Below are 20,167 nucleotides of genomic sequence, written 5' to 3'. Positions count from 1 at the left end.
AAAGTCCCTCGTCTTTTATTTGAGCGTTTGAGAGATATTGCTGTTTACGCTGCTTGATTAAATCAAAAATGGATAAAGTCGAGCTTAGAGGATGTTTTAAAAGTGCCGAAAGGTATAATTTTGCAGTTCTGCACGAGGTTAAGTGCAAGGCAAAATCAAGGTTGCGCCATGTACTTAGATGCTTTGCTGTACTAACTATGAGAGCAAAAAACCCTTTTAAAACATCCTTTTAAGGCAGGGTAGGAGAAGCGCTATCAATTTACATACATGAAGTGCGAAGGATGAAAATTTTGCTCCTTCACACTTCATTGTTTATCTTAAATTTCTAAGATTCTCTTCCCGATGCCCAGGTATCACGCCATTTCACAGTCCCTTCTTTAGCAATTACCCAGCGACGATTTACAAGATTTTCACGCAGAGGCGATCGCCCTTCCCGCCACATGGCATATTTATAAGCAATCAGCTTACCAGTACTTTCATCAAAGGGAATCTCAGCAGACCAGGTATTTGAGTTGATGTACTCTAGGGGATATGCTTTGCTGATATCCCAATTACCCAACTCTGGGCAATCTCCAGTTACCACAATGATTTCACCGGGTTGGGTATCCACGCCATTGAGTTGGACGCGCACAATTGTCTGTGCTTTTATCCGTTCCCCAACGTGGCTGAAAACAATCACTCCCCGTTCTTCTAGTACTAAGTCATAAATCTTGCCATTTTTCACTTCATACTTATTGCGAGTCACCACGCAGGTATGTTCCCCATCGGGCAATTCTGTTTCTACTTCTGGGAGAGTAACTTCTCCTCCCCGGTTTAAAGCGACAAAACATATGGAGTCACGATAACGACGCACATAACAGTAAATGTCGGGAGTGAGATATTTTTGCCAGTGACTACCCATTGACACGGCTGGATTTAGTCGCCGTAAACCAGACAGCAGCCTGATGCAACGATAAATCTCACTCTCAGTATCCCAATTTTCCATCATCGGGCGGTTATAAGGGTCGTTACCACCGTCGGTGTCGTTATGCAGATACTGTTCTGTACCGTAGTAAATGCAGGGAATGCCGCGAGATGTCATAATTAAGGCGATCGCAACCTTCAACATCGCTGGATCGGGGTTCAGCGATTGGAAGCGGCACATATCATGGTTATCGATGAAAGTGACTAACTCTGCTGCACCGTTATAGCGATAATCTTGGTCAAAAATGTATTGAATTGTTTGGAATCCCATTTCTGAACCTTGCCCCAGTGCGGCTCGAATTGCGACACACAACCCAAAGTCTAGAAGTGTCATACCTGAGTGGTTAACAAATTCCACTGAGAGATCGTCAGTAGGATTACTGTAAATCCATTCACCAAAAATAAATACATCTGGTTTATGATTGCTCATATCGCCAGTGAATTCTTGCCAAAACCAAATGGGCATATGCTTGACAGTATCCACCCGCAGTGCATCTACACCCCGGTCTAGCCATTGTTTAATGGCTGACTTGATATACTCACGATATTCAGTATTGTTTTCATTGAAGGTTGCTAAACCAGATAGTTCACAGTTCTGCACTTGCCAATCGTCTTCCCAGTTTTGCACTTCACCATAATGGTGATACCAATTATTGACATCATCATTGAAGTCAGCAATTTTCACGCCATCATCATATAATTCACCTTTGCTACCGCTGGTATCAGGTGTGCTATGGTTGCAGACAATATCTAGCACTAGCTTCATATTCCGCTTGTGCAGTTCCGCAATTAACCGATCAAAGGTTGTATTTTTTTCTTCTTGGGTAGCATTTAAAGAAGGATTCTCTCCGTCAGCAATATAGCGAGGATTGAGCCGTTTAAAGTCTTTTGTCCAATAGCCATGTAGCGCTGCATTACCAACAAACAACTCTTCAACCTGCTCGAACAGTGGAGTTAGCCAAAGGGCAGCCACTCCCATATTTTTGAGATAATCTAATTTATCGATGACACCTTGCAAGTCACCACCCCAGTACTTACCCCATTCTTGTCTACTTGGATCGTACAGTTCTGAGTTTGCACCTTCGCTGTTATCTTGATCGCCATCATAAAAGCGATCAACCACAAGAAAGTAAATGGTTTCCTGACGAAATTCAATATCTCTGGTGTAAAGAAACTCTAGGCCAATCTCAGTCTCTGATGGTGGTGTTTCTATAATAGCTTGTACTTTTTCGTGTGCAGAATCAACTTTGTATTGATCTGGTGAAAACTGAGATGGAGGGGTTTGTACCATAAAAAAACTCAAAATTTCATGAAATTCACGTTTTCACATTTGTAGAACCAACAGGACAACGTTTCCAGTATTGTGTGTAACTACAAATTTCGGTATTGTGACATCCGGCCCAGGGTGTAAGTATCTATCGCTAGCTAGTTCCTAATTCTATCGATAGATATAATTCATCAGTTAGAGAATAAAAACCAACCAATATAGATAGCAATTATTAGTAGTAATTGCTTGATCATAAAAATTTACAATATTTAGTCAAAGTGGCCAGCGGTAAATAAGGGACTTCCAACTAAAAAAATATCCCATCGCTGTGTAAGCAGGGGGGCAGGGTGCAGGGTGCAGGGGGAGAAAGAAAAATATTATCTGAGAAAATTGGATAATTTATTTTCTGGAAGTCCCTAATGAGCCGATGATATGGGAAGTCAGCGTTTTGTAGAGTCTGATTACAGCAAGGCTTAATTAGCGCTGGAGATTAGCTCTCAACAAGGTTTCGTTATCCCTGAGCAATATCGAGTAAACGACGTAAGTTAAGTCGGTAGGAATAAATCAAACTATGTGTTTTGCAATGTAAAATTATTGTAATTGATTTTGTGGTTAGCGGCTCTAGCCCTTTTTTGCTGGCGTAGCGGACGCACTAGAGGACTTTAGTCCTCTCTACGAGACGCTATGGGAACACTACAAACCTTTTTATTTACGCCGTCCTACTTAGTTAGTCAACTTTTTCTCTAGAAGATTCGCTCCATTGGTAAACTGACCATTGTCACTTTCAATCTGTTATTACTATCAAAGAATTAATTTAGGTAGCAATTATGACAAAATATGACAAGGTTTTTAACTCACCAAAGACATCAGAGGAATCACTAAGTCCAGAGGAAGCGGTGGCAGCGATCGCAACTGTGACTGCGATCGCTGATTCATCCATTGAAGATGTAGATGCAGAAAGTTTAGCGGGTATCCTCTGGGAATTCGAGGTCTTCGAGGAATATTCAGAAGATGAAATCGCCGAAATAGTTGATAGACTCATAGGCATTGCCGAAGAAGAGGGAATTGGGCCCCTGTTTAATACCGCCAAAGTATCTCTGTCTGATGAATTAGTGCTGGATGGTTTTGCAGCTGGGGTGATAGTGCTTTTAGACGATGAACTCGCCATCCCGAAACCGAAACAAGCCTACCTCAAAAAGCTACAAGCAGCCTTAGAACTGGAGGATGAAGAAGCAGAGGAAATCATCAAGGAGGTAATTGCAGCCTTTAAAGAAACAGAAGAAGAATATGCAGACGATGGATATGCAGACGACGAAGATGAAACAGTACTCATAGAAGATTTTAGTCAACAGACATATCAATCACCCTTAGGTAACTTTACTGTGCAGATTCCAGTTGATCCGCAGCAGGGTGGTAGAATTCAAAGCCAGGAAGGAGTAGTTGGCTTTTCTGATGACATCGGTACTTTGCTGAGAATCGATTATTATCCTTTCCCTCTAGAACAGTTAGAGGAACTGGAGTCTGTTGGACAAGAAGAATATTTACAAACAATCTTAGTAGACAAGTATGTACCGCAAGCGATTTTTGTGAATGTACCAGATGCTTCTGTAGAGTATAGCGAATATCTGAAAGATACCTTGCGAGGCGCTTACTACGTGTTAATCGATATGCCCAAAGGTTCGACAATTTCTAAGCAAGAAAATAATGGAACTGCGATCAGATTAGACGCTTACCGGGGACTGCTCACCTTTATCAGTGGTGAATTTTTGTATATAGTTAGTAGTCAGCACAGCTTTATTAACGGCGAAACTCCTGATTCCCTTGAAGAAGAGGCGGAAGACATCAAGGAGAGTATTTTAGAGTTTGTTGAGACTATAGAGTTCACTTAGTACAGCTTTGCGTAAAAGTGTAGCGTTTTTAATGTAAATCGATACATTAACAATGTAAATCGATACATTAACAATGCAAACCGACGCATTAACAATGCAAACCGACGCATTAACAATGCGAACCGACACATTAACAATGTAAACCGACGCATTAACAATGCAAACCGACGCATTAACAATACAAACCGACACATTAACAATGCAAACCGACGCATTAACAATGTAGCCGACGCATTGGTATTACCGGGTATTACCAGATTTATTTCGCTACAAATTAATCAAATGCTGTACTTAGTACATGTCACCGTAAAAAAGAGTCGAAAATAGAGGAAGATACTTTCAAGTCATACCATTTCACTTGAATAATGATATAAATACGTTGGTAGGCGTACGGCATTACCCATAGGTGTCAACTTAAGCTCAAACGCTTACACAACAGACGTTTTACCCCACCCCTAACCGCTCCCCTTGGTAAGGGGAGGGGCGGTTTTGGCTTTAGATAAAACCGGGATGGGGTAACGCGAAGAGTCATGGTAAGTGAGTAAATTCAAGATCATGTCTTGACAAGGGTTTTACGTTAAGTTGACATCAATGGGCATTGCCGTGCCCCTAGAAGAAATCTATAATCAAGATTTTTGGAAATTGGTATTGGGAACGGATGGCGTTCTTAATTCAATGTCCATAACTCATCAACTCATGTGATGTACATTTGGAAAGGGCGATGTCTGACGACAAGCCCAGAGGCAAAGTGTCTCCGGTGTCTACGCTTGTGATTTTTCATGACTTTAACCCTGCTAAACAATCGCTATCGAGTTATCCAAGTAATCGGCGCTGGTGGTTTTGGCGAAACCTTTCTGGCAGAAGATGTCCATATGCCATCTCGCCGTCGCTGTGTGATCAAACAACTTAAACCGATAACCAATAATGACCCGCAAACCTACCAACTTATCCAACAGCGCTTTGAACGGGAAGCAGCAACCTTGGAGTATTTGGGTGAAAGTAGTGACCAAATTCCCAAACTCTACGCCTACTTTTCTGAGAACGGGCAATTTTACCTTGTCCAAGAATGGATTCACGGCCAAACCCTGAGAAAAATTGTCGAAGCCAAAGGATTTGAGAGTGAAACTGCTGTTCGGCAAATTCTCTTGAGTCTGCTTTCAGTCTTGGATTATGTCCACAGCAAAGGCATTATTCACCGGGACATCAAGCCAGATAATATTATTCTCCGTTCTGTTGATAGCAAGCCAGTTTTGATTGATTTTGGTGCAGTCAAAGAAACAATCCGTTCCGTAGTGAATTCTCCAGGACATCCCACGCGATCACTCGTTATTGGTACGCCTGGGTATATGCCTAGCGAACAAGCCGTTGGTCGCCCAGTTTACGCCACTGATATCTACAGCTTAGGTTTAACGGCGATTTATCTGCTGACTGGCAAACACCCGCAAGAACTACTAACTGATTTGAAAACTGGGGAAATACTTTGGCAACAGTACGCCCCTAACGTCTCTTCCCAATTGGCGGCGGTACTCAATCAGGCAATTAAACCTCATGCTGGCGATCGCTACAGCACTGCTAGGAAAATCTTCGATGCCTTGCAATCTGCTAGTAATATACCTCCTGAATTCATTGCAAATACTTCCACAGTCATTTTTTCTCCCACTGCGACATCGACTCAACAAATCCAACCATTATATTCACCACAAAAAAATTCGGCGATCGCAGAATCCTCCTCTGGTGGAAACTGGCAAAAACCTGCTGTGATTGTTGGTAGTTTGCTGGTAGGTGGCTTGCTTGGTGCGATCGCAATTGCTAACATCACTCGTCAGCAACAACCAGAAATAACCATTGCCACAAGTCCCACCCCATCGCCAGAATCTTTGCCTTCCACTCCTGCATCTCCCGAACCACCTGTTTCTTCCCAAACTTCTCCAGTTCCAGTTGTACCGATCTCACCATCACAACAGCCAGTAATTCCCGATCCTTCGCCAACTTTTAATCCCCCTGTTGTATCCACACCACTGCCAAAAAAGAAGCCTGTAACTTCAGATACTTCAGCCCCAGTAGCAGTATTCACACCACAGCCAGAACCGGAGAATGAGGCGATGCCATTCGCGAAGCGTCTCGTAGAGAAGGCGGGCAATGCAAACGCAGTTCCCACACCAGAAGTGCGTTCCACACCACAAAACAAGCCCCGGAGTAAATTAGCTGCCACTACCAGCAGACAAAGCGTCCCTGCATTCCCTACAGGTACAACAAGAAATATCGTAGAAGCTACCCTCGGCAAACCAAATCAAGATTTAAAAGGCGCATGGCCTAAGACGCGTGCTGTTGTTTACAAATTAGTGCCAAATAAAATTGACCTTGGCTACTTATTTGATCGTAATTCTAAAGTGCTGCGTCAAACTGAGGTAGCTTTTGCCCAATCGGTAGATCCGCAAGTAATGGAGGCTACCTTGAATGGAATGTTAGATGGGCAAGCCACTGAAGAAATTCAGCAGGGACTTAAACAGGTACAACAGCGCCAGTCTGATAATTTTAGTTTTCAAAATGGCTCAGTTAAAGGTCAGATTATCCGCCAAAAATGTGATTTTATTTACATCAGCATTTGGGATGCAGATTTACATGATTTTGTGAGTCCATCGACAGCCAAAAGGTGTTAGTTACCTGGGAAACATTGTTCTCAAAACTTTAAAGTACTCTATGCAACTAGAATTGACATCAGCCAAACTAATTTCTTTATCCCTAATTACCTGCGATCGCCAGGAGTGCCAAACTATTGTGAACGCGATCAATCAGTTTCTCAGGCTGATGCACTAATATCTCAATCGGTAGATGTATTGGTTGAGTTGGTATTGTTTTATCAGAAAGGATTATTGGTCATTTCATTGGAACTCCCAACGAGGAAATTACTAACATGCGGTACAAATTATTTGGCAAGAGTGGATTGCGCGTGTCTGAACTGTGTCTCGGCACGATGACCTTTGGTGAAGACTGGGGCTGGGGTGCGCCCAAAGACACAAGCCGTCAGATTTTCCAGACGTTTGTTGAAGCGGGTGGAAACTTTATCGACACAGCAAACCTATACACCAACGGGAGCAGCGAAAAGATTGTTGGTGAATTGATTGCTTCAGATCGAGAACGCTTTGTGGTTGCCACCAAGTATTCGCTATCGAATCAGATGAAAGATAGCAGCAAAAATCCTAATGGCAGCGGCAACCATCGCAAGAATCTTATGCAATCGCTTGAAGGCAGTTTGAGGCGCTTGAACACAGATTATATCGATGTGCTGTGGCTGCACGCATGGGACTTCACCACTCCCGTTGAAGAAGTGATGCGAACGTTTGATGATATGGTGCGGCAAGGTAAAGTGCTTTACATTGGCGTGTCCGATACGCCTGCGTGGATTGTGTCAGAAGCGAATACGTTAGCTCGATGCAATGGCTGGACGCAATTTATCGCACTGCAAATTGAGTACAGCTTAATCGAACGCACGCCAGAACGCGATTTGTTACCAATGGCAAACGCCTTCGATCTGGCAGTCACACCGTGGTCACCGTTGGCGGGAGGTGTGCTGTCGGGAAAATATAGCCAATCGAATGGCAACGGGCAATCTACCTCACGTGGCTTAGAAATTCCAGAACGCAGTTTGAATATTGCTCAAACCGTTGGAGAAATTGCTCAAGAGTTGGGACGCTCGTCTGCTCAAATTGCGCTCGCCTGGATTCGTGCCCAGAGTCCACAAATCATTCCGATTTTGGGTGCGCGCAAGCTAGAACAACTGCAAGATAACCTGAAGTGCTTGGAAGTAACGTTATCGCCAGAGCAGTTGCAGCAGTTAAATCGAGTCAGTCAGATCGAACTGGGTTTCCCCCATGACTTTTTAAAGAGTGACTTGGTGCGCGGTAACTCGTTTAGCGGCATGTATGAGGCAATTGATAATCCTCGCCAACTGGTCACGAACACCTAACGCAATGTAATCGGTTGTGTTGCAGAAAATTCTAGCTACGCTATTAGTGGAGTAGAAAACAGCTTACTATACCATTCACAGTAATCGTCTACAAATTTTATCGTTTCGACAGGCTTTATTGCCTCAAATCGGTGTCACTAGCGTGATTTGGGCTATGGGCTACAAGTTCGATTTCAGCTTAGTTCACTTGTCGGTCTTGGATAGTGATGGCTATCCGATTCACAAGCGTGGTCTCACAAATTATCCGGGACTTTACTTACTAGGTCTACCCTGGCTGCACACCGTGAAGTCTGGCCTTCTGTTGGGCGTTGGAGAGGATGCAGCCTTCATTGCATCAAAGATCGTGGCTCAACAGCAGAAGAAGTAATTTTGGATTAGGAAAGTAGGATGAATCGGAATGTGTTATTTGACAGTAAAATGGCGATCGCAGAGCTTTGTATTCTATAAGACAGATTTAGTATTCAATATAGTCCTGAAAAAACTAGCTTTATTGGGCTACAATCAACATAATTTCGGTCTTCCCAAACACAAAAAACCAGTTTTTAGAATTTAGTGGATTTGTTTTCTTGGATTTGCGACTAAATCCATGAAAATATCTCTCTCCTACGCCTCAATCCCCAATCCCCATTTTTAAAACTGAGTTTTAAATTCTTAATCTTCATAAAGTTATAAATACCATTATTAAGTTTTTGATAATACTTGTCTCAGCTTCTACATTTATGTCGTCAAGTGCGATCAAAATTGTGTAATCTGAAAACAACAAAGCTAATTATTCAATTGAGGTTTGATGACTCCTACGATTATGCGTCAGCTTTGGTCAGTGGTTGAAACTGCCCAAGCCAAGCTCCTCTTGCAACTGGATGATGCTAGCTTGGTGCAGTGGTTAGTGAAACAAACCGAAACGCAAGTGTTGTTAGATTCTAACGAAACTGATTTTCTGTGCCACTACATTCAATCTCGGCTAGCCCTTATCCGTGATATTGCTCATGAACGTCAGTGTTCATGATAGCAAAATCACGATGAATTAATTGATAGTCAAGTGTTATTACTATTGACTATTGGCTTTTTGAGGAAAATAACCTTCCACTAAGCAGTCAGAGCCTACTACACGCCAACGAACACGTTCTAGAGACAACGCCTCAGTCATGGTAGTAAAACCTAAATCGCCCACAGGTGTGGGAGCAGTACTACCACCAATAATTTTCGGGGCGATAAATGCTAGAACTTTTTGCACTGCTCCTTGAGCGATCGCACTAGCAGCTAAAGTCCCACCACATTCCCACAACACGCTACAAAAACCGCGCTCATATAAGTACGCCATAGCTTTATCTGGTGTAAGTGATGTTAATTCCACCACCTCCACCCCAAGTTTTCGCAACAGTTCTTGAAAATCGGGGTTAGCACCCTCCTCTGTCAACACCAAAGTTGGAGCATCCGCAGTTTCCCACAGATGGGCATTTTCCGGTAAGTTGAGATGGCGACTCATCACCACTCGCAGGGGATTATGTGCCTCCACCTGATGGCTGGTTAAATAAGGATCATCCTGTCGGACTGTATTCCCGCCGACAATTATTGCATCACTTGCCGCCCGCAGTTGATGTACTTCAGTACGGGCTTCTTGGCTTGTCACCCAGGCGCTGTGACCAGAGGTAGTAGCAATTTTGCCATCTAAAGTCATGGCATATTTTAAAATTCCCAAAGGTCGTTTGTAGAGAATGCGATGCACAAAAGCTTCATTTAGCTGATAACAAGCTTCTTCTTCTACTCCTACCAACACTTCGATCCCCGCCGCACGTAAACGGGCAATCCCACCTCCAGCTACCAATGGATTGGGATCAACCATACCCACTACTACTTTTGCCACCCCTGCTTGGATCAAGCCTTCCGAACAAGGGGGAGTCCGTCCGTAGTGATTGCAAGGTTCAAGGCTAACATAGATTGTTGCACCACGAGAGCGATCGCCTGCTGCTTGCAAGGCAAACACTTCTGCATGAGGCTCACCTGCACGAGGATGAAATCCTTCGCCGACAATCTCGCCATCCTTGACAATCACCGCTCCGACTAACGGATTTGGTGAAGTCCGTCCTAAAGCGCGGCGAGCAAGTTCCAAACACCGCAGCATCATGCGAGAGTCAAAGTCAGTTCCTACCTTTTCCTGCGGTGGTGAATTCAATCCAACTGCTGACTCCACTAAATGTATATTTTCCTGAGTGTAATTTGGTAAAGATGCATCTGCTTGAGCGACCACTGGGGAATTATCCATAATTTTAGGCAACACTGTAAATATTCTGCACGCGATCGCGCAGCCTTTTCACAGGAGAATCGCGCTTTGCTCCTGATAATTAAACAGAGTCAAATTCAGGTGCTATTATTAACTGTCTTAACTTGCATCAGCCTGTAATATTCAGATTACAATTCTTTTTGTAGCCTTTTTCATTTATTTGAACCACAATCTTCTATTGGGTAGCACAGATATCTGTGCTTATCTGGCACGCCTACATCGAAAAACATTATGCTATTCCAAATCAGTAGATATGCTTAAATATTCAATTAGATTATTACTTCATGATTTTAAGTATAAAGAAATACCTGTATTTCACTAATTCATCCCGCATTTATGCAACGCCAGTCAAGTTATTAATGCCAGTTGCGACAACGGATAGGGTAGCCTCAGCCTCTTCTCCTTAGATACCTCCACCTTTGGATGTCCAAGATGCCTTAGTTGCTTCTATAAAAGTCCAATCTTTATAAATATGAACTCTCATTTAATTTGTGTAAATTATCACTATTTTTAGAAAAATTGTCGCTTTTATTTCTCAATTTTCCAGTATTAGGAGCAAAAATACTTAGAAGCAACAATCAACATAATTTAGTTCTATCAATCAAACCAGGCATTCTCTAAATAATTGGAGAAGTTTTAGCAACAGTCCCTTAGGCAGAAAATATTGCCTCAACTTCCCCAACATTTAAACCGATGATCGCCCCCACCCATTTACAGCGTCGCTGCAAGTTCTTGTAAGCGATCGCTTCCATCGCGGAAGACGGGCCAACCATCCCCCACCAGCACTGCTTCTATCCGACTCAGTTGAGCCAGCCTGCGAACAGAAGCAACAGCCTTCTCTCGATTCAGCAGCTTGTCATCTGGCAATATAGTTAAGCTACCTGCTTTGCGTGCCCTGACTAAATCTCCTGTAATCAAAGTCGTCTCCTCCAGTAACAGAGCCAATTCACCGGGAGTTTTCGAGCCTTGGAGTTCAATCACCTTAAGTCCTGGTACAAATTCTTCTCCATCAGACAGCCAGCGATCGCAAGCTATGGGGAAAGTGCCTTTTTCTGCCAGAGGGCCAGCTATCTTAGCATAAGTTTGATCTGCAATTTCTTTACTTGCCCTGACATGCTCGGAATTTGTCAGCACAATCCAAACTACACCACCGAGGGATTTCAGATGATTCCAATCATGGTTTGATAGGGCTACTGGGTCAATCAAGATGTTGCCATCTGGGCGAATCCAGGCAATCCCATTGAAATCAATATTTCTTGCCGGATTGAAATTAGACCAGCTATAAAGATCGGGACGGTGCAAAGATTTCATGATGATTCTGGCTCAGTACTTCAGTAATTGACTATTAGTATCAATAATTAAGTATATAGATTATAAGGTTGCATTCTCTCTGGATCTGGAATTTGAGTATAGTACGATAAATCTATCGATATTAGGAATTTTTTTGTTTACAGAAATTCCCGGATAACGGCAATAGAGATCAATGGAGGTATAGGGGTGAGCGAGATTGTGCGCCAAAAAATATCAGCGAAGGCAGAACTGTTTACAGAGTCGGTGATTCGGGAAATGACGCGGGTGGCATTGCAACATGATGCAGTGAATCTGGCTCAGGGGTTCCCTGATTTTCCTTGTCCTTTGGAGTTGAAACAGGCAGCTTATGAGGCAATAGAGGCAGATGTCAACCAGTATGCCATTACTTGGGGCGATCGCCCCAAGTAATGCGATCGCCAACAAAGTTCGTTGGTATCTCGGCTTAGATATCGATCCCGAAACCCAAATCACCGTTACCTGCGGTTCCACAGAAGCAATGGCAGCTGTGATGCTAGCGACAGTCGATCCTGGGGATGAAGTGATTGTATTTGAGCCGTATTACGAAAACTACGGTCCCGATGCGATTTTAGCTGGTGCTAAACCCCGGTACGTGACACTGCATCCCCCCGATTGGACATTTGATGAAGCACAGTTGCGTCAAGCTTTCAATGCCAATACCAAAGCTGTTATTATCAACACACCCCACAACCCCACAGGTAAAGTCTTCACCCGTGAAGAACTCACCCTAATTGCTGAACTTTGTCAAAAGTGGGATGTGTTAGCGTTCACAGACGAAATTTACGAACATATTCTCTATGATGGCACTCAACATATTGCCTTAGGGACCCTTCCCGGAATGGAAGAACGCACTGTTACCATTAACGGTCTATCCAAAACTTACAGCGTCACTGGATGGCGAGTCGGCTACATTTTGGCAAGCCCCGAATTAACGGGAGCGATTCGCAAAGTCCATGACTTTTTGACCGTTGGCGCTCCTGCACCATTGCAACGAGCCGGAGTTGCCGCCATGCAACTGCCAGCATCCTATTATCAAGAACTAGCCAAACTTTATCACCAGAAGCGAGACAGCATTTTACAGATTCTAGATCAGGTTGGCATTCCCTATTTCGTTCCCAAAGGAGCTTATTACGTTCTTGCAGATATTTCCAAATTTGGTTACAAAACTGATGTTGAATTTACTTATCATCTAATTAAAAATATTGGTGTTGCTGTAGTTCCTGGTTCTAGCTTTTTCAGCCAACCAGAAAAAGGACATTCATTGATCAGATTTTGCTTCAGCAAAAGACCTGAGACATTACAAAAAGCGAGCGATCACTTACTCAAACTACAATCAAATATACAACCCACATCCTAACACTAATTTCTTCTCTCTGCGCTCTCTGCGGTTCGTTATGATGAGCGATTCTGAATTCATGGGACGCACTTGTATGCTGTGTGCAAAAATGTGCGATCGCACTGCAATTGCGTGTGAGATGATGAGCAATGACGCGAAAATGATGGAATGTGCTGCTGCTTGCCGTAAGTGTGCAGAGTCTTGCAGAAGTATGCACATGATGCCTGCATAATTCCCCTACTTAGCAGAAGTTTATCTGCAACCTAATATTCAAGCGCTCAGACTCTTTGGGTCTGGGCCTTGAAGTCAAGACTTAACTAATCAAAGAATTAGCATTGCTCACACTTTTGTGGAACTACACTTGCACCACAAAATCTGAGGCTGTCAAAGCCGATGCAGCAGTGAGTGTAGCTAATTAACCACCATTGTCATAACCAGGCAAGATGCCATTTTGATTGTAGAACAACCGCTCATTCACCGCATCGTAAACAATCTTGGCACTGCTGATAGCCTCTAACATTCTCGGTAAATATAAATCTAAACCAATACCTAAAAAAGCATTATTATTACTTAAACAGATTGCGAATAGAAAAATCCGCTATCTTTAACAGAAACAGGAAAAATCTCTTGCATCGGGGAAGTGGGGTGGCAACAACCAAGAGTGCGATAACCTCGGAGACATCGCCAGAATTCGCGAGCTAACTTCCTCACCCGACAACCCCGATACCTGCATCAGCCATTTTGCACCATCCAAACCAGTTTGCCCAAAATTTGCTCAACTGGCGGCAGTGGATAATCAGTCAAATCAATCGTAACAGTTTGCCCAACTAATTTGAGAAACCGCCAAACTGTACCACTCGTCACCGTTCCGTAGATGGTTGAAATCGGCTGCTGCTTCTGTTGATTAAAGCGTTGAGCTGCCACCATCTCGGCTAAACATTGTCCCAGTGCTGGTTTAAGGTCTTCTTTCTTTGCTTCCACTAAAATCACCGCAGGAGCTTTAATAAACAACTGCTCTGGAGAGCGACTAATCAGAAAATCGACATAACCCGTCAAATCAACCTCTGGCTGCACCGTGAACTCTTCACCCGAAAACACACTAATTTGTCCTTTGAGCTGACGTTTGACTTCTAACAAGACTGGATTGATAATACCTTCAGAACGCGCCTTTTCAGTACTCACTGCGATTGCCCAAGGCAGCGTTTCTTTCAGCGTATCTCTGAGCAAAGAACTTGGGGTGACAGGAGTTACCTCAGGCAGAAAGCGATCGCCTTCAATGATAGTGAGTTGAAAATCGTCTACAGCTTTACTAAGGGTAAATTTACTATAAGGCATAAGGATTTTTCCAATCCGTTTTTCAATTTGAAAGAACTCAAATTTGACACTCCCCTGGCAGATTGCAGATGTCATCTAAAAGATATGCAATTTTCAATCCCACACCCGACGCAAATTCAACACAAAACCCAGTAACACCGCTTCACCGGACAACTCAGTCGGATTCTCCAAGACTTCCACTGCTAATCCCGGTCGATAAATTTCCACCCGTCGCTGCTGTGGATCGATTAACCAGCACAGCAGAGCGCCATTGTCAATGTACTCCTTCATCTTCGCTTCTAGAGACTTAAGGCTATCTGAGCTAGAGCGTAATTCAACTACAAAATCCGGGCAGATATTAGCAAACGTTCCTTTTTGTTCTGGAGTGATTGCTTGCCAACGTTCTTGGCTCACCCAAGAGGCATCGGGGGAGCGAGTCGCACCATTGGGTAAAATGAAGCCAGTCGAAGAGTCAAAGGCTTTACCCGGTTCGCCCGAATTACGCCACCACAAATACAACTCTCCAGAAATACTCCAATTGCGTTCTCCAGTTTCCCAGCCCGTTGGTGGGTTCACAATTAACTCTCCACGTGCGGTTCTTTCCAGTCTCAAGTCTCGGTTGGCTGCTGCTAGGGCTGCAAACTGTTCTTGGGTGACGTACAACCCGATTGTCTTAGGCAACTCAATCAATAGGGTTTCGGTTTCTGGACTGGCGGGTGTCTGTACCATCTTGACCTCTTACACGATAGGGATTTAAGTGAAAGATGCCTATCCTATTAAATAACACATTCTACACCCTTGTCTTCGCGATCGCGCTCTTAAATTAGAATAGTAAGTTGGGTTGAGCGGATCAAACTTTGGAAGCGTGACAGTACACCATATTGGTTGTGTTTGTGGAATTGGGATTGCGATGTAATATCTCTGCGTTCAATCCATCAAAATCAACCGCAGGGGATCTAAACGCACATACCAAGGAAAAGCTTGGTCTTTCATAGTCGCCCATTTTTCTTTGAAGACTTCAGCTTGCAAATGATAGTCTTGAGAATTCTTGCCAGCAGAATGTAGTTTGAGAAACAACGTCATCCGGTGGGGCGTTTCACTTGTTCCTACTACCCAACAGGGAAAAGTATTTTCCTGTGATGAGTCGTTGGTAAAAATGAACTGATGGGCACGAATGCCGATGTGGGATAATTCGCTTTTGACTGGTTCAATCACTTGGAGAGTACAACCCCAATCAGTCGCTTCTACGTGTTGTGATGACTGAAGAACAGCACGGGAAAAGTTTTTGCATCCGGTGAGTTGGGCGACGCTCACGGTAGCAGGATGCTGGAAAATATCATATTTGCTACCATAATGAACGGCTCTACCATGCTCCAATACCAATAGATTTGGGCAAATCCGATAAGCTTCTTCCATATTATGCGTGACAAATAGAGTTACACCTTGGTAGCCAGCAAGAGTTTCTGTCATTTGCTCCTCTAATTGGCTACGTAGATGGGTATCGAGTGCCGAGAACGGCTCATCTAAAAGTAATGCTTCCGGTTGACTTGCCAATGCTCTTGCCAAGGCTACCCGTTGTTGTTGACCCCCAGAAAGTTGGTGCGGATAGCGATCGCCTAATCCCTGCAACTGCATCGCTATTAGTTGCTCCTCTACCTGCACCCTAATACTCCCAGCAGATAGTTTTTTAGGCAAGCCGAAAGCGATGTTTTGCGCCACACTCATGTGTGGAAAGAGAGCGTAATTCTGCACTAAAAAACCGATGCGGCGATCGCGGCTGGGTAAATTAATTCTTTGTTCCGAGTCAAACAGGATTCTACCATTTAAAACTATGCGCCCGGTTGTGGGCGTTTCTATCCCCGCAAGGCAGCGTAAAATCATGCTCTTACCTGCTCCAGAACCTCCTAATAATCCCAAGGGTTGCTCATCAGTAGTGAAAGCAACTTTTAAATCAAAGCTAGGAAGTATTTTTTCAATATTGACTAACAATCCACCAGATTCAAAGCTAGTGTGCGGAGTATAAAGATTTTCTCCCCCTGCTTCCCCTACTCCCCCTGCCCCCTGCTCCCTGCCCCCTGCTCCCCTCCTCTTTTCCCTCAATTCTTGCCAGAAGTTGACTGCAATAATTCCAGATAGAGAAATCACCATAATTGCGATCGCCCAAAACCAAGCCTCATTCATTGCTCCCGCTTCCACAGCAAAATAAATCGCCATTGGGATTGTCTGCGTTTGTCCGGGAATATTACCAGCCAGCATCAACGTTGCCCCGAATTCTCCTAAAGCACGGGCAAAAGCGAGCATTGTGGCGGCGACAATGCCAGGTAGTGCTAAGGGGAAACTGATGCGCCAAAAGATTGTAGCTTCAGTTGCACCAAGGGTTCTAGCTACTCGCAGCAGATTACTATCTATTTGTTCAAAGGCTCCCAATGCAGTTTTATACATTAGGGGGAAAGAAACTACCGTAGCTGCGATCGCTGCACCATACCAAGTAAAGACAATGCTGAAGTCAAAAGCCTGCATAAGTTTCCCTACGGGGCCATTTTTGCCAAAAAATAGTAGTAACAAGAAACCGACAACCGTGGGTGGTAAGATTAGGGGCGCAATAAAGATACCCTCAATCAACGATTTACCTTTGCCACGATATCCCAACATCCAGTAGGCAGCAGCGATACCCAAGAAGAAAGTGATAAATGTAGCAAGTAATGAAGTTTTGAGTGATATCCAAAGGGGCGATAAATCCAATGGCATAGTTGCGTAGGGAAGAATTAGCTCAACTAATCCCTAATTTACCAACTTTAGCTTCAATATGTTGGAAAAAGTTGGTAAATTACCTTACAAATATAGCAATTTTGAATCATTCGTAAGAAACAAGATCCCCGACAACTTTTACGAAGTCGGGGATCTGTGGCTTGCAATTCTCACAAATCAAAACAGGGGTAAGATCACTATCGAGCAATAAGGTTGATCAAGCTTCAAAAAGTCTATCTGGTAAGCTTTTTGAAAAATCTGTTGTAGGGGCACAGTATTGCTGTGCCCCTACAGCGGGTCTATTTACCTGGAAATAGTTGTAATCAATCTAGTTGAGTGCTGTAGGCACTAAAACCATAAGCAAAAGTTTCTTTTAAAGCATCTGATGGTTTAAGACTTCTGTTGATAGCATTAGCAAATGGTACTGGGATTCCTTTAATAGTTTCCGGCAAAATTGCATATTCTTCTGTTGGTTCGACAATGTATTGTGGACACTTCTTTTGGATGCCAGCAGTCGTTAACATTTCATTAATTTCAGCGGCTGAATATTGCTTGAGATAAACTGCATTTCTTACAAATGGGTTCAGCCTTCTGATAAAATTGTGGATAATGTGAGAAGGACAAGATTTGTTGTGAAAGGAATGATTGAAAACAAAAATTCCACCAGGTTTTAGTATGCGAAATACATCAGCCAACAAATTTCTTAATTGTGCATCTGGGATATGCATAAAGACGCAGTTAGAAATTACCAAATCTATAGAATTATCTTCTAAAGGGAATATTTCAGCAGAATTGCAAATCAAGTTAAATTCAGCTTCTGGGAAAAAATTATATTCTTGTTTGACTTTGATTAACCGCCGCAATAAAGGTTCAGAAATATCAATTCCATAATATTTTTTGCATCTCAGATTTTTAGCTTTTGAGAGATGTAAAGGTGCGCGACCATAACCAGAACCAATCTCCAGAATAGAATCAACAGATTTATTTAACGGAAATTTGTTCCAAGTACCTCCAGGCGTACCAGTTAGCAGAGTGTAATCTTGTTTTATGGGCGATGTATCTGCAACCTTTTCAATTTTTTGGGAACCATAATATGTTTTACCAATTGCATCCCATGTTTTTTTATGTTGAGTATTATTCAATTGTTCATAGTCGCTAGGAAAATAAATGCCATCTCGTAATTCAAAGTCATTCAGACTGGATTTTACATTTGCTAATTGAGTCATTAGGATTATTCCTTATGAATAGTTAGTTCTGTTTTCTGTTATACTCTTAACTCAGCATTAACCGCAAGGGATTTTTACTGAACTGCTTCCCCTTAGCCTTTTTTCAAAGTTTATAGCTGTTTTCAATTCGATGGAATATATATCGTAGGGGCGCACAGCTGGGCTACCAAAGCGCGTATTGTATCCAAAGGAAAACTGCTGTAATAGCAACCCGTCGCCTAATCAGAACACGAGTTCGTATACATTAGTTAATGGACTGCAACAATCGGAGGCTGGGATGGTAGAAGGGTCAGAACAAAAACGGGTGGTAGTTGTAGGTGCAGGTTGGGCTGGCTTAGGAGCAACCTACCATTTGGCAAAACAAGGCTATAATGTGACCCTTCTAGAAGCAGGCCCCTATCCCGGTGGATTGGTGGCAGGTTGGCAAACAGCCGCCGGAAAATCTGTTGAAGCTGGGATTCATGGCTTTTGGTATCCTTACAAAAATATTTTTTCCCTAATCAATGAATTAGAAATTAATCCTTTTACTACTTGGACTCGTTCTTCGCAATATTCGCCAGCAGGTTTGGAAGTTGAATCACCGATTTTTCAAGACTTACCGCGACTCCCCTCCCCACTAGGAACTTTTCTCTACACTCAGTTTAAACGGCTGCCACTAATTGACCGCCTTAGCGCCCTGCCTTTACTTTATGCTGTTGTTGATTTTGACAATTCTGATGATGCTTGGCGGCGCTATGACTTTGTAACTGCCCGTGAATTGTTCAAAGACTTTAACGTTTCTGCACGGCTTTACCGTGAGGCTTTTGAACCAATGTTATTAGTGGGCTTGTTTGCCCCTGGTGAACAATGTTCCGCCGCAGCAACTTTAGGGATGCTTTACTTTTTTATTCTGGCTCATCAACCAGATTTTGATGTGGTTTGGTGTCGGGGAACTGTTGGGGAAAAGATATTTCGTCCTTGGGTAGAACGGATTGAAAAAGCTGGTGTGCGAGTGTTACCTAAGCGCCGAGTTACAGACTTAATTGTTGATAGTAATCATCGAACAAAGGGTGTAGTTTGTGGTGATCAAGTAATTGAAGCAGATGCCGTAATTTTTGCGGTTGGGATCACGGGGATGAAGAAAATTGTCTCAACTAGTCCTAGTTTACAAAGCCGTGAAGAATTCCGTAATTTGAGCAATTTAGGAGCAATTGATGTTTTAGCAACGCGACTATGGTTTGACCGCAAAATTGATATTCCTCGTCCTTCTAATGCTTGTTTTGGATTCGACACAATTACAGGTTGGACATTTTTTGATTTGAATGCTCTATATGATGAATATCAAAATGAGCCGGGAACAGTAATTGAAGCTGATTTTTATCATGCAAATCAGTTTCTCAGTTTGAGCGATGAGGAGATTTTACCAATAGTTCAGGGTTATTTAGCAACTTGTGTGCCAGCGTTTCGGGAAGCAAAGATTATTGATAGCAGTGTAATTCGGCTACCTCAAGCGGTGACTCACTTTGCACCTGGTAGCTATCGTTATATGTTGCCCGCTAAGACAAGTTTTGAGAATGTGTTTATGAGTGGGGATTGGATTGTAAACCGTCATGGTTCCTGGTCACAGGAAAAAGCTTATGTTACTGGTTTAGAGGCGGCGAATTTGGTGGTGTCTTATTTGGGAGAAGGTCAGCCATCTGAGATTTTAGCTGTGGAAGAGGATGAAGTGCATATACAAGTGGGGCGATCGCTCAACCAAACTTTGCGTAACTTGGGCAAATCTATCCTACCTGACTTTTGGTTGCCGTAATCCTTAGGGGCGCGAAGAGTGAATCATTAATTGTAATCTAAATTCGGTAAGCTAAAGA

General features: G+C 43.1%; 14 protein-coding genes and 2 pseudogenes. 9 read left to right on the top strand and 7 right to left on the bottom strand.

Annotated features, from left to right (window positions below; genetic code table 11):
- Positions 1–325: 325 nt before the first annotated feature.
- Positions 326–2,254, bottom strand: coding sequence for an alpha-amylase family glycosyl hydrolase (locus V7K21_RS03535; protein ID WP_335171582.1), 1,929 nt, complete (start codon positions 2,252–2,254; stop codon positions 326–328).
- Positions 2,255–3,057: 803 nt separating this feature from the next.
- Between V7K21_RS03535 and V7K21_RS03530 the strand changes: the two genes are divergently transcribed.
- The 4 genes from V7K21_RS03530 to V7K21_RS03515 all read left to right on the top strand — a co-directional run bounded on the left by V7K21_RS03530 (position 3,058) and on the right by V7K21_RS03515 (position 9,092).
- Positions 3,058–4,119: a hypothetical protein gene (locus tag V7K21_RS03530; protein ID WP_335171580.1), complete on the top strand. Its 1,062-nt coding sequence runs from the start codon at positions 3,058–3,060 to the stop codon at positions 4,117–4,119.
- A 779-nt stretch (positions 4,120–4,898) separates the two neighbouring features.
- Positions 4,899–6,779, top strand: a complete 1,881-nt coding sequence (locus V7K21_RS03525; protein ID WP_335171578.1) for a protein kinase domain-containing protein — start codon at positions 4,899–4,901, stop codon at positions 6,777–6,779.
- Positions 6,780–7,033: 254 nt separating this feature from the next.
- The gene (locus V7K21_RS03520; RefSeq protein WP_335171576.1) at positions 7,034–8,086 is read left to right on the top strand and encodes an aldo/keto reductase; all 1,053 of its coding nucleotides are present in this window, start codon (positions 7,034–7,036) and stop codon (positions 8,084–8,086) included.
- 787 nt (positions 8,087–8,873) lie between these two features.
- On the top strand, positions 8,874–9,092 hold the full coding sequence (locus V7K21_RS03515; RefSeq protein WP_163937100.1) for a hypothetical protein: 219 nt from the start codon (positions 8,874–8,876) through the stop codon (positions 9,090–9,092).
- Between the two features lie 42 nt (positions 9,093–9,134).
- On the opposite strand, the gene ribD is transcribed toward V7K21_RS03515, so the two are convergent.
- On the bottom strand, positions 9,135–10,349 hold the full coding sequence (gene ribD, locus V7K21_RS03510) for a bifunctional diaminohydroxyphosphoribosylaminopyrimidine deaminase/5-amino-6-(5-phosphoribosylamino)uracil reductase RibD (RefSeq protein WP_335171574.1): 1,215 nt from the start codon (positions 10,347–10,349) through the stop codon (positions 9,135–9,137).
- A 214-nt stretch (positions 10,350–10,563) separates the two neighbouring features.
- Between ribD and V7K21_RS03505 the strand changes: the two are divergent.
- Positions 10,564–10,689: pseudogene (locus V7K21_RS03505) on the top strand (IS1 family transposase); the annotation flags it as partial.
- A gap of 389 nt (positions 10,690–11,078) precedes the next feature.
- Here the strand turns inward: V7K21_RS03505 and V7K21_RS03500 are convergent.
- A complete protein-coding gene (locus V7K21_RS03500) occupies positions 11,079–11,678 on the bottom strand; it encodes an MBL fold metallo-hydrolase (RefSeq protein WP_335171572.1) in 600 nt (199 codons plus the stop codon).
- A 186-nt stretch (positions 11,679–11,864) separates the two neighbouring features.
- On the opposite strand from V7K21_RS03500, the gene V7K21_RS03495 reads away from it, so the two are divergent.
- The 3 genes and pseudogenes from V7K21_RS03495 to V7K21_RS03485 form a co-directional block, all read left to right on the top strand.
- Complete coding sequence (locus V7K21_RS03495) at positions 11,865–12,086, top strand: hypothetical protein (protein WP_335171570.1); 222 nt, start codon at positions 11,865–11,867, stop codon at positions 12,084–12,086.
- Positions 12,043–13,053, top strand: a complete 1,011-nt coding sequence (locus tag V7K21_RS03490; protein ID WP_335171568.1) for a pyridoxal phosphate-dependent aminotransferase — start codon at positions 12,043–12,045, stop codon at positions 13,051–13,053. Before V7K21_RS03495 ends, V7K21_RS03490 begins: the two co-directional genes overlap by 44 nt.
- A 34-nt stretch (positions 13,054–13,087) precedes the next feature.
- A pseudogene (locus tag V7K21_RS03485) lies at positions 13,088–13,264 on the top strand (four-helix bundle copper-binding protein); the annotation flags it as partial.
- Positions 13,265–13,764: 500 nt separating this feature from the next.
- Here the strand turns inward: V7K21_RS03485 and V7K21_RS03480 are convergent.
- The 4 genes from V7K21_RS03480 to V7K21_RS03465 form a co-directional block, all read right to left on the bottom strand.
- Positions 13,765–14,367: a hypothetical protein gene (locus V7K21_RS03480; protein ID WP_335171566.1), complete on the bottom strand. Its 603-nt coding sequence runs from the start codon at positions 14,365–14,367 to the stop codon at positions 13,765–13,767.
- Between the two features lie 93 nt (positions 14,368–14,460).
- The gene (locus tag V7K21_RS03475) at positions 14,461–15,075 is read right to left on the bottom strand and encodes a Uma2 family endonuclease (RefSeq protein WP_335171564.1); all 615 of its coding nucleotides are present in this window, start codon (positions 15,073–15,075) and stop codon (positions 14,461–14,463) included.
- Between the two features lie 198 nt (positions 15,076–15,273).
- Positions 15,274–17,094, bottom strand: a complete 1,821-nt coding sequence (gene modB, locus V7K21_RS03470) for a molybdate ABC transporter permease subunit (protein WP_335171562.1) — start codon at positions 17,092–17,094, stop codon at positions 15,274–15,276.
- Positions 17,095–17,417: 323 nt separating this feature from the next.
- Positions 17,418–18,320, bottom strand: coding sequence for a class I SAM-dependent methyltransferase (locus V7K21_RS03465; RefSeq protein ID WP_335171560.1), 903 nt, complete (start codon positions 18,318–18,320; stop codon positions 17,418–17,420).
- Between the two features lie 277 nt (positions 18,321–18,597).
- Between V7K21_RS03465 and V7K21_RS03460 the strand changes: the two genes are divergently transcribed.
- A complete protein-coding gene (locus V7K21_RS03460; RefSeq protein ID WP_335171558.1) occupies positions 18,598–20,109 on the top strand; it encodes a hydroxysqualene dehydroxylase in 1,512 nt (503 codons plus the stop codon).
- Positions 20,110–20,167: the final 58 nt, after the last annotated feature.

This window comes from Nostoc sp., assembly GCF_036919595.1.
Taxonomy (GTDB): domain Bacteria; phylum Cyanobacteriota; class Cyanobacteriia; order Cyanobacteriales; family Nostocaceae; genus Nostoc.
The sequence above is the reverse complement of the archived record's forward strand: the minus strand, read 5'-3'. Positions and strand labels throughout refer to the sequence as shown.